Below are 17,347 nucleotides of genomic sequence, written 5' to 3'. Positions count from 1 at the left end.
AACAAGGTGGCTTAACTAGAGCGGAATATCACTTATAAATACGCTTTTAGTTGTTCAAACAAGTGGGACCACCTCTGATTTACAAGCTGTTCCTGGTAGTGGAAAAACAACAGCTCTTTTGGCAAAATTATTAATTTTAGAAACTAAGCTCCCTTTATCTGATGGTTCAGGAATTTTAGTTCTATCTCATACCAATGCAGCCGTAGACGAAATTAAAGAAAAAATTCATCAATACTGCCCAAAGCTTTTTCGTTATCCCAATTTTATTGGAACGATACAAAGTTTTGTAAATGAGTTTTTAGCTATTCCTTATTATAATTTTAAACTTAAGAAAAAACCGCTACGTATTGATAATGAAATATATGCAGAACAAATAGAATTTGCTCTTTCATACAATACAAAAATAGCTCTTTCAAAACGTGGCATAAATTATATTGACATATTAAGTAATTCATTTATAAGTAATAAAGAAATATTTCAGCATTTTTGGAGTAATAAAGAAGTAAATATTCCAAAAATTGGTAACCATACAACTACATATAAAGAATTAGCAAACATAAAACTTAATTTACTAAAAACTGGCATTCTTAGCTTTAGCGATTGCTATGCTTTAGCACAAAAATATCTAAGTAATTATCCTATTATTTACAAAATTATTAATAAAAGGTTTCAATACATATTTATTGATGAAGTGCAAGACATGGATACTCACCAATATGAGCTCATTGAAAATATATTTACAGAAAATAAGGATACAAATAGTACAATTCAAAGAATAGGAGACAAAAATCAATCTATTTATAATTCAATAAAAACTGAATCAATTTGGCAAGATAGGGACAATGTTTTTCACCTTTCAAATAGCCAGCGTTTAAGTAGACCAATCGCAAATATTGTTAAAAATTTTGCACTATATCCTGAACACTGCTCAAGCATAATAGGAATGAATGAATGCCAGCTTAAACCGCATATATTATTATTTTCAGATTCATCTATTAAGAACGTTATCCCACATTTTTCTCAACTTGTACAACAATATAAAGGTTCTGGTGAACTAAACTTTCGTCAAGATAAACCTCTAGAAATAAAAGTCATAAGTTGGAATACCGATTGGAAAGAAGATGAAGCTAGTCGTACTAACCCGTCTAAACTTAGATTAGAAGATTATCATCAAGTTTTTAAAAAAAATGAACAAAAACCTAAAGAGGATTATAAATGCTTAAAAAGTTACCTTCATTTCTATGATAAAAAGTACACCACTCTATCTATGATTAGAAAAAATATTTTTCATGCTCTACTTAAGATCTTAAGAATCGAAAAGATTTCGACAAATGAAAATCGTCTTTATACTATTTTAAATTTAATTAATTACCTAAAGGTAAATTCAGAGCAAAATTATGCAGATTTAAACTTAAAAGTATATCAAATTTGTTTAAAGATAATTAAAAATGAACCGAATCAGGCTTTGTCTGATTTACAAACTTATATTCCTGTATTCCTTTCTTATTTTAAAGAAAATTATAGTCTTTCTTTAACGTGCAGTAATTTTATTAACAATGATACAACTGGTATTGACCAAACTAGTAACAATCAAACTTCTACTTCAAATATTATTGAAGAAAATGATCTAAAAATTGAAATTACTAGTGTTCATTCTGTTAAAGGTCAAACACATGATGCAACACTATATTTAGAATCATATTATTATGAAGATGGAAAAGGCAGTAATGCTAAATCTTACGAGTCGCAAAGACTTGCAAATCAATTTTTAGGAAATCCCTTTAATCTAACCACTGAAAGAGCGAAACAATCAACAAAAATGGCATATGTAGGGTTTTCACGAGCAACTCAGCTACTATGTATAGCAATACACAAAAATAGATTTGAACAATACCTAAACACAATAGATCGAAATATATGGGAAGTTAAAAATATTGAATAGTGATTAATCTTGGTCTGCCCCGCTCCTAGACAAATTTTGACTATTCATTTCACATAGGAGAGAACATTATGAGTGGACAAGGATACATCCCAGATGTTTAAAGATGAAGCTATTAAATTTATTATCAACCGTAGATATTCCACCACAAATGTAACAAAATATTTAAAACTACTATTCAAAATATAAAATTATAATGTAGGTAATTTGATAGGCATCTTATAAAATTTTATAAATTGATCAATTGGCTGAGCTTTTAATAATTTGGGTAATTGTTCGAAAGATCGTTGATCTGGATAAATAATTAAACAATCTACAACAATATTCTCCATTTCTTCACCACTATAACCAAAGCATTTCAGAATTTTTTTATCACGAGCATATCCTGCAATTTGTCTTATATCATCAGAATTGTATCGCCCCCTATTTTTCTCATTATCCTGATAGAGCTGCTTATATTTTGTATCAATCACTATTTTTTCAGATTCAGTAATTAATAGAAAATCTGGTTCACCATAATTGGCTTTTTCCTGAAAATGAATTTTCTTACCATATTTCTCTTTTAGTAGCCCTAATACATAAAGTTCAAAGAGCTTTGGCATATCAATCCAAAAAGGTGGAACACTTACTACCTTGTCATCAATTTCCTTAAGATTGTAACCAAATCTCTTTATGATCATTCTTGCTAAATCGAGTGCTTCTTTATATTCCTTATAAAAAGCATTTATTTTCGTTTGTTTAGTTAAATGAAGATCAAAATTCTTATCATCTACTTCATGAAAAGCTGGTTTACAAAAGCTTATTAGAGGCAAAAAATAATCCGAAAATTGCCGATATTTTGCCAAATACATCTCTGCAAATTTCAAAGCAGACTTTAAAATTTTATTTTCAATAGAATCGACACCATAGACTTCAAAATTATATATAGTCTTATTAGGTCTGTTCTTTAAGATATTTTGTTTTAAAGTCTTTGAGACAAGCACCTTACCTTTGATCTTAGAACTTAAATTCTGTTCTACTCGGTAATATGACTTTTTTAACCCTTTTCGAACTACAGATTTTAAAACTTGCAGATACCTGATCATTAACAGTGGTGTAATTAAATCCTGTTTCTGATTGATCTCGATATATGGTTCATCAAACTTAATTTCGTACAAATCCTTTGAATACGCTGATATATCAGAATGTTTCATACATGAGAATAACATCTGGAAATAGTCAGTTTCTTTTGTCTCCTCATTCAATTTTGGAGCTACATAAATAGCTGTGTCATTCTTTTTAAGCCAATCAACACCAACATAATAATTAGTACGTAAGGTAATACCACCTTGACTAAATTTAAGCTCTATACACTTTTTTTCCTTATTATCACAAAAAATAATTTCTTTGACATTAGCCAAATTATCTACTGTGATATTAAGAGGCAAATGTTCAAATGTTTGTTGTAAATTCACTTTAGACCTTTAAGTTCTCAATATGTGCTGCAGCAGACTCTAGTAAAATCCCATCTTTCAAATATTCTTTTAAAATTGGTTTAATTTCATAATCCAATTTAATTTTTAGTTTATTGTCATCTTGGACTAAAAAATAACTATGCCCAATCATGACATCATCTTTCTGGAAATCGGGTGACAGATGTTCTTTAAATAATGAATCTACATTTTTGAAAAGATTTTTAGCTTTTTGATTTTCAATAATGGACTCATTTGGTCGCACATCAACAAATGCAAATCGCCTTCTTATTGCATAATCGATATGTCCTACAGATCGATCAGCAGTGTTCATTGTGCCAATGATATATAGGTTTTTAGGGAGAATAATCTCCCTTCCACTATCCCCATATTCATACATAGATACCACTGATTCTCCTCTATACTCTAGAGCATAAATAAGTTCACCAAGTACTGAAGGTAAATTGGCTCTATTAATTTCATCAATGATTAATACATACTTTCCATTTGGATTTTCTTGAGCTTTTTTTGCAAAATCTGCTAATATTTTATTTTCTACGTTATAAGATATACTTCCATTATCATCAGTTTCTGCAACAATCCCTCTTACAAAATCCTCATAAGAATATGCTGGATGGAATTGTATAATTTGATATTCACCTTGGCTAATCACTTCATTTTTTTCACTAATATCTTCTCCAGTTTTTAAATTAAAATTGGTAGACAAAATATTTGAGAATTCAAAAACTGAAATATCTAAATTAAATTTTGTTTTTTTATCCAGATAAATTTCATAAAGCTTTTTATTTTTCTCAAATAAATTTAGAGCTGAGCAATCAAATTTAAAAACTTTTAAAGCATGGTTAATCATTTTTTCACTATTTATAGGAAAATATTCTGTTGGATAGTATGTATTTAAAATTTTTAACATGAAGCTATCACCGAAATACTTGACAACCTCATCAAGATTTTTTTGATTTACCAAATTATGAAGTTTTTGTGCTACTTCTTTCATCGCAGCTTCATCATCAGTGACATTTTTAATAAATCCGTGCTTACTATATTCCTGTGTACTCTTTTTCCAATAGATTTGGTATGAACGAGATGATCCTGGGAAATAGTACCCCAAAGGTTGAAGTCCTCTCTCAATCCACCAACAAAAGTTATCTCGCTCACCTGTACCAGTACAATATTTATATAAAGTTAATTGCTGGTCTAAACTTTCTTTAGGAAATTGTTCTAAAAACTCATTACGAAGACGTTGATGGAGTTTTCTAGTGGCTTGAATATGATCGCTAGTCGGATCAAATTTTTTTAGTTCACTATCGATAATTTCTTCTGGATGACCAAGCACGTTTGGTTTGATCATGTCTTCAGCGATCAATTTTGCTAAACGAGTTTTCCCCGTTCCTGGAGGACCTTGTAAAATTATTTGGTACTTATAAGTAAGTAAATTAATCGTATTATCCATTACCACTTTTCCATTTATATCTTGATACCAAAATTTAATAAAGTCTGAATTATTAGCTATTTCAATAGTTGTGGGTAAATATAAAGAATCATTCCAACTACCGTGATAATATTTCTTAAATTTTCCTTTATATAAACTGCCTTCTAGCGATAAAATTTCTATCTTTCTAACCAAATCGAACCAAATACTATTATCTACATTCTCATAGCATTCACTTATTACTTTTACTAGAGCAAGTGGACCATCGCTTCTAATGAGTACAACATCGCCTATCTGGACATCCGTATTAAATTTTTGTGGTTGTCCTCTATCATTCGGCCATTGATTCCCTAAACCTATAACACCATTTTCGAGAAGAATTCTTTTTGCTTCAGTACGGTTAACAGCTTCTTTATCACTAGGATGAATCTGCATATGCCAAAAATTCATATTTTTTTACTCTGAAATATCTTTATTTATAACAAAACCTAACGTTCTCTATTCACCAACACATCATAAATAATATGTGCAAACTGCTTCATCTTCGTTGGATCACTCATGAGCTGTGTCATCTGCTCAGTATGGGCATCATTGCTATCCAAGACGGCGTCATCAAGCGCCGTATCAAACTCACCGAGCATCGCCTGCTCACGCGTGTTGTTCTGAATCTGCTTCATCATCCGTGTGTTCTCAGACATCTTATCTGCCACGGTATGAACATAATTAATCATGTCTTTATCAGTCAGCTTATCCGTGATAAAGATCTCATTCACGCGGCTTAAGATCACCGACAGGAAGTCTTCTTTCTTGTCTTTCGCCTTGGCTGTACCCAAATTATTCCCAGGTTCAAGTTTATGCTCAGTACTGTCTGCTTTAAGCTGAATATCTTGCTGACGTAACTTAGACAAGCGGTAATGGCTCATCGCCACATTGCTCAGATCAATCTCATCTTCATCTGCAGCTTGTTCACGCAGCATTGGGCGTAAGTTACGCGCAAAAAGACTGAGCTTCTCAAGTTCTTGATCATCATATTCCACGATTTGAGACATAAATTCATAGAAACGGGTGAAACTGCCTAAATCCTTTTTGAAGATTTCCAGAGCATCACGGGCTTTCTTCGCTTCAGCAAATTCGTTTTCAGCATTGGCAATCAGTACGGCGTCACCTGTCTGTTTACAGCGTTCTAAACGGTTCTTGGTGACATCATAATCATTGATGGCTTGTTTATAGCGATGCTGCCAACGTTGTAAAGCGGGCTTACAGATGTTAGCGAGTGCTGCACTGGATTTATTTTTGCTGTAGAAGGCCTCAACGAACTGTTCTACCTCAGTCCAGAGGAAAATGCCTGAGGCTTTCAGCTTTTCAAACAGATCATAAACCTGATCAGGATTGGATACATCCGCCAGTTCCGCCGTTTGATAATATGGCTGGAAAGCATCCAGAATGTCTTGTGGATCGTTAAAGAAATCCAGAACAAAGGTGCCTGACTCCGCTTTACCCGGATAAGTCCGGTTTAAGCGCGATAAGGTCTGTACACACTCCACCCCACCCAATTTCTTATCCACGTACATGGCACACAGTTTCGGCTGATCAAAGCCGGTCTGGAACTTATTTGCCACAATCATCACCTGAAAGTCATCGCTATCGAATGCCTTACGCATCTCACGACCTTTCATATTCGGGTTCATATTGCTTTCGGTAAATTTTTGACCTAACAGATGACTACTGTCTGCATCATTGGCATTAAATTCTACATCGCCTGAGAATGCCACCATGGCTTGAATGTTGGCATAGTTCTGTTCAGTAATGTATTTATCAAAGGCTTGTTTATAGCGTACCGCTTCTTTACGAGAACTGGTCACCACCATGGCTTTGGCTTGTCCACCGAGTAAACCCATAATATTTTTCTTAAAATGCTCAATGATGATATGCACTTTTTGCGAAATATTATGATCGTGTAAGCGTACCCACTGATTCAGCTTGGTCTTGGCCTTCTTGGCATCGACCTGAGCATCTTTTTCTTCGATCTTCTGCTTCAGCTTATAGATCACTTTATAGTTGGTGTAATTCTTCAGCACATCCAAAATAAATCCTTCTTCAATCGCTTGGCGCATTGAATAGACATGATATGCCACAGGAATATTGGTTTTAGACGGCGGCATGCTTGGATCGGGCAAGCGTCCAAACAGTTGTAAGGTTTTATCCTTTGGGGTTGCGGTAAAGGCATAGAAGCTTAGGTTTGCACTGCCCTTACGTGATGCCATCACCGCATCGAGTACATCTTCAGAAGAAAGCTGTTCATCTTCATCACGCTCTTCAATCATCAAAGTTTCTTTGAGCTGACGCGCCGTGGAACCGCTTTGCGATGAATGGGCTTCATCGGCAATGACGGCGTATTTACGTTCTTTTAAACTGGCGCTGTTTTCAATAGCACGCAGTACAAACGGGAAGGTCTGAATGGTGACGATGATAATCGGCTGGGCCATTTCCAAGGCTTTGGCCAGTTTCTCGGATTTTGAGCCATCACCTTCTTTATTGTTAATCCGCCCCACGACACCATCGGCATGTTCAAACTGATAAATGGTATCTTGTAGCTGTGCATCCAGGATGGTTCGGTCTGTCACCACAATCACCGAATCAAACATCTTTTTATTGTTGGCATCATACAGACTAGATAGTTGATGCGCCGTCCATGCAATCGAGTTGGATTTACCCGAACCGGCACTGTGCTGAATCAGGTATTTTTGCCCTGTGCCTTCTGCCAATGAATCTTGAACCAGGTTATTCACCACTTTCCATTGGTGATAACGGGGGAAGATCAGACTTTCTTTTTTGTATCTGCGCCCTTCCCAGTCTTCCTTTTCTTCAATCTGTAAATGAATGAAGTTACCCAAAATATTCAGCAAGCTATCCGGGGTTAAGACTTCATTCCATAAATAGCCCGTGGCGTATTCATTCACATCTTCAGGCACATCATTACCTGCACCCTGTTCTTTGGTGCCTTTATTAAATGGCAGGAAGTAGGTGCTGTCACCATTCAAATGCGTCGCCATATAGACTTCATACTGACTGACGGCAAAATGCACCAATGCCCCACGTTTAAACATCAGCAAGGGTTCAGGCTTGTTGGTTTCAGGGTCTTTGGGTAAGCGAGTCTTTCTATACTGTGTCATGGCATTTTGCACAGCCTGTTTAAACTCAGACTTGAGTTCCATGGTTGCCACTGGAAAACCATTGATAAACAGGACCAGATCGATGCGCCATTTCTTAGCTTGTTTGCCTGTTGCCTCTAGTTCGGCTTTGCTGGCGTATGGGCTATATACCAGTTCAGGCACCACACGGCAAATGTTTTGCTGATAGCGTTGATTCAGTTCAGGGTTTAAGCCATGTTCAGGTTTAAACTGGCAAAATGAAAAACGTACCCCACGGGTACGGATACCATGCCGTAATACGCCCAATGTGCCATAGCTGCGAGATTCGACATCGGTGGCATTGATGTCAGCTTTTTTAAGCTGAGCCACCACGGTATCTAGAAAATGGCGTTCGGTATCATTGGGGAAGATGTTTTTAAACTTCTGCCACTCGACCTGTTGGGTCTTTTGTACAAAGTCGAGTACATCTTGCCCATACAGGGCTTTTTCACAATTGTAGCCCTGCCCAGAACCCACAATCCAGCCATGTGATTGCATTTGTGCAATGATATCTTGCTGGAAGATAGTTTCTAAAGTTGCATCCGATCTCATGTTTCCCATAAATAATTACGCTTCGAGCCTAAAGACTTACGCATTTTTGAACTGAGGCTAGTAGCATTAATCAAATGCACTTTGCCTTTACGCTCAGCATCTTTCTTATTGCTCAGTACCCACACATAGGTCGCAATACCAGTGTTATAGAACATATCAGTGGGTAGCGCGATAATCGCTTCCAATAGATCGGCTTCTAAGATATAACGACGGATTTCACTTTCACCACTGCCTGCACTGCCTGTAAACAACGGCGAACCATTCAGGATAATGCCGATACGACTGCCCTGACTATTGCTGTCAGTATCACGCATTTTGCTAATCAGGTGCATCAGGAACAGCAAAGATCCATCAGACACACGTGGCAAGCCTGCACCAAAACGACCTTCAAAGCCTTTTTGCTCATGCTCGTCTTTAATATCTGATTCGATCTTCTTCCAGTCCACCCCAAATGGCGGATTCGATAGCATGTAGTCAAACTTCTCATAGGCCAATTGGTCATTGGAGAGAGTATTACCCAGTTTGATATTACGCACGTCCTGACCTTTGATCAGCATGTCTGCTTTACAGATCGCATAAGACTCAGGGTTTAACTCCTGACCAAAAACGCGCATCACCGCATCTGGATTATGCTCATAGACATATTCCGAACCTGAGGATAAAAATCCCCCCGTACCTGCCGTAGGATCGTAAATGGTCCGAATAATACCGTCACTACTCAGCACATCATCATCCTTGCTAAATACCAGACCTGTGGTTAAGCGAACGATGTCACGCGGGGTAAAGTGTTCCCCTGCAGTTTCATTTGAACCTTCGGCAAAACGGCGGATCAGCTCTTCAAACACTAAGCCCATTTCATGGTTAGATATATTTTTTGGGCTGAGATCAATTTTAGGGTCTGAAAAATATTGAACGACTTTGTAAAGCAAGTTGGCATCATCCAGGAGACCAATAAATTCATCGAACTTGAAGTGTTCAAAGATTTCACGTGCATCTTTGGAGAAGTTTTGAATATAAGTATTGAGGTTTGAACGGATGTCTTTTTGACCCAGGCTGCCTAAATCCAGCTCTGAGGTATTGAAAAATGACAGGCCATTGGTTGCCTTCAGCAGCATCTTTTCTTTAGCTTCCTCTGGCAGTGGCATGAGTTTCACTTTTTCATTGGCTGCTAATACATCTGCCTTACTGGCTTCAAGTACACACTCTAAACGGCGCAACAGCGTAAACGGTAAAATCACACGACCATATTGCGATTGTTTGAAGTCACCACGCAGAAGATCGGCAACCGACCAGATAAAAGCTGCTACTTGTGAAAAATTATTATTTGTCATTAAAAAATACCGCTAGCACTCAGGCTATAAAAACTTGAAATTTATAGTTTCATTGTGCCTGATTTACAACATGTTTTGCTAGAGATAGACTGTACAAAAGAATATTAATTAGTATGCCTATGAGTTTTTTAAGTATTATTGAAAATAAAGAAATTTTTAGCTTTATGCTCAATAATGAGCAATGGGCCAGATTGAAGGTTGATATAAAATACACCGATCATTAAAAGTTTGTTCTAGTAAGCCCTTCACGTCTGTCCATACCATTTTGGTACTCCTTCAAACCTATCAAGCTCTTTATCGTGAAGGTATATCACCAATCTAATTCTGGCTTTGCAGTCTGTATTACCAGTTTTTGAGTTCGCTTATTATTACCTGAGGCTTTTTTGCGAACTTTACCTTTGAGCTTAAGCAACTGTATCGGTGAAAATGATACTTCAGGTATCAATTGATCTAGATTACCCAACATATTGAGCGCACCTAAAATAGCGATCAGCTCGGCTAGTCGAACATCACCTTTTTCCGCTTGGAGGACAGCTCTTCGACTAACCCAAGCTTTACTAGCAATCTCCGCTTGTGTCATATCTTGATTCAATCGGATGCGTTTTAGGCGCTCACCTATTACTGACGCAATATATATCGGACTATCATTTTCGGAATAATTCATTATTCATTATCCTCATCTAGCTATGTGTTGTGCCCACCGTCATATAAAAATCAGGTCAAACACCAAAATCTTTAGATCCAAATATGGCACAGCTCTCATGTTAGTTGCCAGTTCTTTGTTAATATCTATGCCTAACTAAATGAGCATTTACCCCTAGCTAAAATTGAACATAATAAACGTCCTATCATCAGTTTCCGGTGGACGCAATCTTGGCTGTTCTTCCGTATAAATAAAATAAGAAAAATACAAAACACAGTTAAACCAGCCACATTCAAAAACAAAGAATCAATAACTTAAATAAAAAAATCTATCTAAGTAACCCTTAGCCTAGTTTTAAAAAAAATTCAAATTCATCAAAAACCATCCACATTTATAACCATTTTCTTGATCTTTTTTTTGAAATTAATTTTTTAGCCATGTCTTTATTTACATTACTAAAATAAGGAGCATGAACATGGCATCTAAACACTCAAATCAGAAGAAATACGCTAAAGCTAAGTTTGACTCACATCAGGTTACCCTTACCCCATACCCACCTTTAAGTAAAATTTACAATTGCTATGCACAAATCTTAAAGGCAGCAAAATTGCCTTCAATTTATCAGCCAGATATCAAATTACTTTATTCCACAACAATTTCAGAGAATGAGTTCTTAGTCTTGGATAACTTTCTGCTTCTATATACTTCCAAAACACAAAGTCTATCCATCAATGCACGCTATATTGTGCAAACTGACATCGACCTACCTCTGCTCAAATATCAACTCAGTACACGCTTATTCAAATTAATCACTGAGCTTAAAATTGATATTAAACGCATTAATCCAAATAGCGTACTACATACATTCAATGCTTCACTTTCAAAAAAAGCAATTTACGATTTAAACGCTCTTTATCATGATAAACCACGCTGTGAGTTATCGCTTGATTTGCTCGCAAAAATTATCGGCTGTAGTCGTAATCAGCTCTTGCATCAACAAAAAAAAATCCATTCTAGTTACACCGAAAAAATCCAGCAACTCACTGAAAAATGCGAAGCACTCAAACATTCTGAACCGAGCCCAAACCTTTTTTGGAGAGCGCAACATGCAGGCTAAGCAATTAATTCAGCGCCTTTTAGAGCAAGAGTTCATACACGATCATTATGCTGAAGTACTTGAGCAATACCTAAATCGCACAGTTGATATTCCTGAACTGAAGCAGTTATTAAAGCTCGATAATGAGATAGAGCAGAATCACCAATCACTGTTTCTACCTGCTCCACCTTCTGTTTCAGCACATCCTATTTGTGCTTATATTTATTCAGTACAACAGCACTCCCAGCATTCTGTTATACAGCGATGGTCAGTCCATAATTTACATGCTGCCTGCATTCTTAAATCTATTCCAAATGCAGCTAAAAAAGATCATCAGACCACAATTATTAAAATACTTGACCGATTTAGATTAGCGAATGAAGCTTATGCTGCATCGCAGCAAGAAACACAGCTCAGTAAGTCTCAACAAAAATATTTATGGCTATGGCTGCAACTTCCTAAGGATGAAATATCACTAGCTGACTTCGTTGAATATTTACGCCTTTTAGAGGCCAACCCTCAGCTCAATCGCTTTCAATACTTACTCATTCTAGATCTACGGCGTTTTTATGATTATGTGTTGGCACTGAAACCTAAAAAAAATTATTCAGCACCGCCCAAACACATAGATGAACCACATTATCTAGATGAGTACGGCGCAATTTTATGCTGCCCACAAGACATACTACAAAAGGAAGATCCTGCTCTATATTACGAGAAATTACAGGATGAACAGCCAAATCAGCAATACTCCATCAATACAGCACAGGTATCGCCATTAACAAGCCAATCTAGTTTTTTACAACATAAAATTAGCCAGCTCACACAACAACACATTATTAGACAGCAGCATGATTTTATGTGTAGCAAGCATTATCCAGACTTCAATAGCCTGAGCTTACTTGTACAACATTGTCATCAACTCTATTTAAATCATCCAGAAAAAAACAAAGCATATCTTTTTATCTTACTCAGTTTCTTGAGTGGTGTTCCTATTGAGCAATGGCTATATCTACAATCCAGACAACGCTATGCACTCAATAAACGACAGAAGGTCATTTTTGAAAACGATCAATATTTTCTACGTTCCAAATTCACACTGTTTGAGGACTCTGCTTTTGAATACAAAGACCAATTGCTTAATCAGGTGACCCATTTCGATTTGCCTTTAGTAAAAGAGCTGGTAGAGGGTTTAAGACAACCGCCAACAGTGAAGCAAGAACAGGTCGCACATGCATTAAAAAAATGCCGTGAAGAACTCTTCATTCCGTCGTTATCAACTAAAAAAATAAGTGTTTTATTACATCACTGTATTTACCATTACACTCAAAATGAACAACTAGCCGACATTCTTACAGGCATCGATGCAAATCGATCAGTTTCTATTTCATATTGTTCGTATCCAATCTACCGTTTGCAGCAAAGCTATCAGGGTACAGTACAACAACTATCAAATGATTTAGCAAAAGAAATCCATGTCATTGATGATGATCGAGAAAGATTTGGTAGCTGTAAAGCGCCGAAACCTGCAACAGTGACGGCGATATTTGCATATTTACAACATCAGATTATTCAAGCTAAACACCATGGGCAAATGCTTGAGATGTTCAATCATTACAATGTCTGGCTGTGGCATATTTTATTATTGTTCAGTGCTGCTCGACCTGTCAGCGAGTTCCCGGGTTTCTTAAAAAATTTCGATTTAAAACAACAGTGGCTTTGGATTTCTGATAAAGAAATTCACTCAAGAACGGATGATGGGCGTTTAATCCCATTATGTGATTTTGTTGTGAAGGAAATCCGCTTATTCATTACCTACTTAAATGAATTTAAACAACTACACCCAGAGCATCAACCGTATATTCAAGAAATTTTAAGCAGTAAAAGACCCCTTCTCAGTGTCTATCAACATGGTCAATGGCAAGCCCTCAGCCCTCATTTAGTCAACAGTTTCACTCGTATTATGCAACTTGATCATGCCAATTGGCTTAGGCACACAGCTCGTGCATATCTCACCGAAAAAGCAGATGAAAACTTCATTCTGGCTTTGTTTGGGCATGAGCAAAACCAACAAGAAATGGGGCAAAAATTCTCAAGTCTTTCGCTTCAACAATATAAAGAACTCGCCAACTGCCTCAACGATATGCAGCACGCTTACCAAATTGATGGGATGTATGAACATGCTTAAACAAAAACATTATGCACATGAGCGCCGTGCTAAAGATAGAAATAAAAAACAAATGAAAGAGCGCTTACATATTCAATTGATTATTGAGGAGTTTCTCTCCCAAGAAAAATTACAACAGGCACAACAATCACAAAATTTCCCAGATCTCTATAACCAAGTGATTCAGCACTTAGAGCAACAAAAAGTAAGCTTTTCTTTAAAAAAGAGCTTTTATCAGCACTTCCGCAAACACATCATTCAATACAATCGCACCAATGATGCAGACTTACCACTGCCTACGCAGCACCTCGCTTCTATTCAACGAGCCTCTTTACTCTTTAATGAATCTTGGTTAGAGAATTCGAAATATCTCACATATTTAAAAGAGCGACTCTGGCGTTATTGGCATACTGTAGAATATTTTTCGGATGATGAAATTGTTGGCAATCTTCTTATAAGTGCAATCCTGTACGGCGGACTTTCACATCATTCAAGCTTGAATGCTTTACTTGAACATCTCAAATCTGATGAAGCAATCTACCATCTTCAGACCTTACAACTTCCGCTTCTATTCTTAGAACCTCAATCGCCGCAATATGGTGATTTATATGATCCTAAACAAACCTTAAGGAAATCTCGAAATTTTGTACCAGACCGGCTAACACAGCTCTGGATTACTCGATTTAAGACACAATTAATAGATATCCAACACGATTGTTACACTTATATCCGTTACGTTTTTAATGCCTTAGAGCTTTCTTTTAACCAGAAGAAATTTAATCAGCTTTTACAAACCTCCAGTCATTCATTTATGCAACTAGACAAGGTCAAATTAAGCCCTGCGCTTGCACAGTGTTTAACTGAAGAAATAGAAAGCTGTGGCTTAAGTCCAAGTGCTTTTAAACGCTATCTCTCACCTCAGCTAATACTTGACCACTCCGATCAAACTGAAGAACCACAGCCCCAAAATATCAACAACAGAGTAAAAGAGGAAAAATTACACACTGAAGATCCTCTTGAGGCACTTACTGCTTTGCATAAACAAATTTTGACGTTCTTTAAAAATAGGCATAAGACTACCTCGGATCTATGTAACCTGCTGCACAGCCAACATGCCTATCTTCCAGAAAATGCGAAACGGCTTGGGTTTTGGCTATTTAGCTTATTTCGTCCGACTACAGAAGATATTAAGCAAATCACAGAGCTTTATCAGCTCGATCAAAACAAGTACTTACTCTATATCAATCATCAGCAGAAGATTCGTCATTCTTCAATCTATAGTTATTACACCAAACTTGCCGAGTCATGGTTATTACATAGCACCGATTTTATAGAAGAATGCAATCTCAATGATCACCTAGAAGTGATCTACAAGCGTATGTTAAACGGCGTCGGTAAATCTAAATCACAAAAATTTGATCTCTTAAAACGTTTTCATCACTTTCAGCGTGTCATATTTGATGCTGATGTGTTCCCAATGCAGAATGAAAGGTTTCATTTAAGCTCACCGAAAGCCGAAATCATCTCTGCAAAAATATTCCAACAGATGCTTGCGCGACTTGAATACTATAAAAGCCCAAGCTATACAGCCCATGATTTAGAAATGCTCAGTATCGTATATACGATAGCGTTTCGTACGGGCATGCGGATTAATGAAATACTCGGCATGCGAATCAAGGATGTTGAAGGTATTCAAGCCAGTTCAATTTGGATACGTCCATATCGTGCAAAGCATCAACAACATTTACTTAAAACAGATAGTGCTGAACGCAATCTCAACGTTCAAATTCTACTAACTCAAGAGGAGCATCTTAAATTTCAACATTACTGTCAAGTACGGCGCCGTGCTTATAGGCCCAGTCAATACTTGTTCACGATGTGGAACAGTACTGAACGCCTTAAACCTAATATGGTGACACTTCCTTTTCAACGCATCCTAGATGCAATATTGCCTGGTCATCGTTATTCTTTTCATTCTTTACGGCATACTGCAGCGAATAACCTCGCTATAATTTTGACTATGGACTACGAGTTTGTAGTTGCATTCACGGACTATTCAAACGATCATTACAACCTCATCAGAAGTCATCTATTACGCTCTAAAGCACCACAAGACAGCTGGTATTTAATTGCGCACCTGCTCGGTCATATTGAACCAAACGAGACCTTCCGAAGCTATATCGATCTCAGCTATGTGATGGCAGGTTTTCAATTACGTCAATTTGATCTGATGCTTTCCACCCAAATTATTCAAAAAATCTGTCCAACTTTAATAACGCCGTTGAAACATGCTCAAGAGATCCACCTCAGCAGTTTTGACACTCAAATGCTTCAAGCGACTCATGTAATACCATTAGGCATAGATAAACAATCAAGTATGCCAATCAATAAAAAAGAAATTCAGCAAAAACCTACTGATGATTGCATCTATGGTACTGCTCGATCAGAATATCCGTCTGCACTGATCATAAAAATACTCAAAGCATTAGATCAATCTTATACACCTGAGCTTCTGTCTCAAAAGTATGACTTTCCAATTAAGACACTCATGATGTGGCAACAAAATATACTTAAGCTCAAACAACTCAAAAATCGCAAGAACCGACCTCGCTTCATTATTGATGCTGATAAATCACAACGCATACTTCCACATATTGAAACCAAGGAAGAAAAAATAGTCTTAGAGTATTTTTTTAAACGGCTTAATAAATTGAAAAGTGATGATGCAAACATCTTAAATGCACTACATATTTTTGAAATGAAAGCCAACATTTCACATGCTGGATTAATCTTTAATAGTGCTGATATAAGGCTAGCAAATCGATTTTTGACAGGAATTTATTCTTTATTTCCAGAAAAATATTGGCAGATTGCTATATCTTCTGAAATCTCTGAGGAAAAGCTCATGGAACGACTGCAGTTTAAATTTCTATCTTGCAGCATGAACAGCAGTCTAAATAATTCTTTTAAGTTTGAGCTAGTATCCCAAAACAATGGAAAGGCACTAACCGTCTTACGCTATTGCATGTTGGTTTTACTGATCCTGTGTACGCCGTCGCAACCTAGATCATAGCTGATCTGGCTGATAACCTGAAAACTCATAAAAGTCATGCAACAATTGAGCATAGACATCTGAAAAATTTATTAAGTTTTCTGGTTGTAAACCATAATGGTCAAAATAGCGATCATCAATGAAATAAGCTAATCCTATGTGCGTGTTGAGATAAGTTGATACGCCCAGTTGCCTACAAAAATCAGGATTATATTGCAACTGTAATTGCGTATTACAAATAATTTTTGAGGCTACAATTTTAGCTACATTGCGAATATTGAGATGGCGAATACTAGGATGCATCGATGTCAAAATTCGACTCGAAGAATAATTCATCATGAGCGTTTGGCCTTCAATTGATTTAGATTTTTATCAAGTAATGATTTAGTTGCTTCTCGTTTCACAAGTAAGCATCTAAACTATGTCTATATTTATATAAAAACATGACTAAAACGTCAAGTTTTTATTGTCTATT

9 protein-coding genes and 1 pseudogene are annotated in these 17,347 nt (G+C 36.5%); 4 read left to right on the top strand and 6 right to left on the bottom strand.

The window, feature by feature from the left end; all coding sequences use genetic code 11:
- Window positions 1–25: 25 nt before the first annotated feature.
- On the top strand, window positions 26–1,942 hold the full coding sequence (locus HX005_RS16635) for a UvrD-helicase domain-containing protein (RefSeq protein ID WP_353622002.1): 1,917 nt from the start codon (window positions 26–28) through the stop codon (window positions 1,940–1,942).
- A gap of 188 nt (window positions 1,943–2,130) precedes the next feature.
- On the opposite strand, the gene HX005_RS16630 is transcribed toward HX005_RS16635, so the two are convergent.
- The 5 genes and pseudogenes from HX005_RS16630 to HX005_RS16610 all read right to left on the bottom strand — a co-directional run bounded on the left by HX005_RS16630 (window position 2,131) and on the right by HX005_RS16610 (window position 10,578).
- Window positions 2,131–3,393: a 5-methylcytosine restriction system specificity protein McrC gene (locus HX005_RS16630; protein WP_286378203.1), complete on the bottom strand. Its 1,263-nt coding sequence runs from the start codon at window positions 3,391–3,393 to the stop codon at window positions 2,131–2,133.
- Between the two features lies 1 nt (window position 3,394).
- The gene (locus HX005_RS16625; RefSeq protein ID WP_104425925.1) at window positions 3,395–5,290 is read right to left on the bottom strand and encodes an AAA family ATPase; all 1,896 of its coding nucleotides are present in this window, start codon (window positions 5,288–5,290) and stop codon (window positions 3,395–3,397) included.
- A 38-nt stretch (window positions 5,291–5,328) separates the two neighbouring features.
- A complete protein-coding gene (locus HX005_RS16620; RefSeq protein WP_286378202.1) occupies window positions 5,329–8,583 on the bottom strand; it encodes a type I restriction endonuclease subunit R in 3,255 nt (1,084 codons plus the stop codon).
- Window positions 8,583–9,914 (bottom strand): annotated as a pseudogene (locus HX005_RS16615) (type I restriction-modification system subunit M); the annotation flags it as partial. The pseudogene HX005_RS16615 and the gene HX005_RS16620, both read right to left, overlap by 1 nt.
- A 310-nt stretch (window positions 9,915–10,224) precedes the next feature.
- Complete coding sequence (locus HX005_RS16610) at window positions 10,225–10,578, bottom strand: helix-turn-helix domain-containing protein (protein WP_286378201.1); 354 nt, start codon at window positions 10,576–10,578, stop codon at window positions 10,225–10,227.
- Between the two features lie 454 nt (window positions 10,579–11,032).
- On the opposite strand from HX005_RS16610, the gene HX005_RS16605 reads away from it, so the two are divergent.
- Genes HX005_RS16605 through HX005_RS16595 form a run of 3 tightly spaced genes read left to right on the top strand, consistent with a single transcriptional unit; the run spans window position 11,033 to window position 16,893 of the window.
- Complete coding sequence (locus tag HX005_RS16605) at window positions 11,033–11,674, top strand: hypothetical protein (RefSeq protein ID WP_086044666.1); 642 nt, start codon at window positions 11,033–11,035, stop codon at window positions 11,672–11,674.
- Entirely contained in the window at window positions 11,664–13,841 is a 2,178-nt protein-coding gene (locus HX005_RS16600; protein ID WP_286378200.1) for a hypothetical protein, read from the top strand. The genes HX005_RS16605 and HX005_RS16600 overlap by 11 nt, the downstream gene beginning before the upstream one ends.
- Window positions 13,834–16,893, top strand: a complete 3,060-nt coding sequence (locus HX005_RS16595) for a tyrosine-type recombinase/integrase (protein WP_286378199.1) — start codon at window positions 13,834–13,836, stop codon at window positions 16,891–16,893. The genes HX005_RS16600 and HX005_RS16595 overlap by 8 nt, the downstream gene beginning before the upstream one ends.
- Here HX005_RS16595 and HX005_RS16590 read toward each other — a convergent pair.
- A complete protein-coding gene (locus HX005_RS16590) occupies window positions 16,888–17,211 on the bottom strand; it encodes a hypothetical protein (protein WP_114837261.1) in 324 nt (107 codons plus the stop codon). The genes HX005_RS16595 and HX005_RS16590 overlap by 6 nt on opposite strands.
- Window positions 17,212–17,347: the final 136 nt, after the last annotated feature.

Source organism: Acinetobacter sp. R933-2, from assembly GCF_030325485.1.
Lineage (GTDB): Bacteria > Pseudomonadota > Gammaproteobacteria > Pseudomonadales > Moraxellaceae > Acinetobacter > Acinetobacter sichuanensis.
Note: the sequence above shows the minus strand (reverse complement) of the source record. Positions and strands in the feature narration are given on the sequence as shown.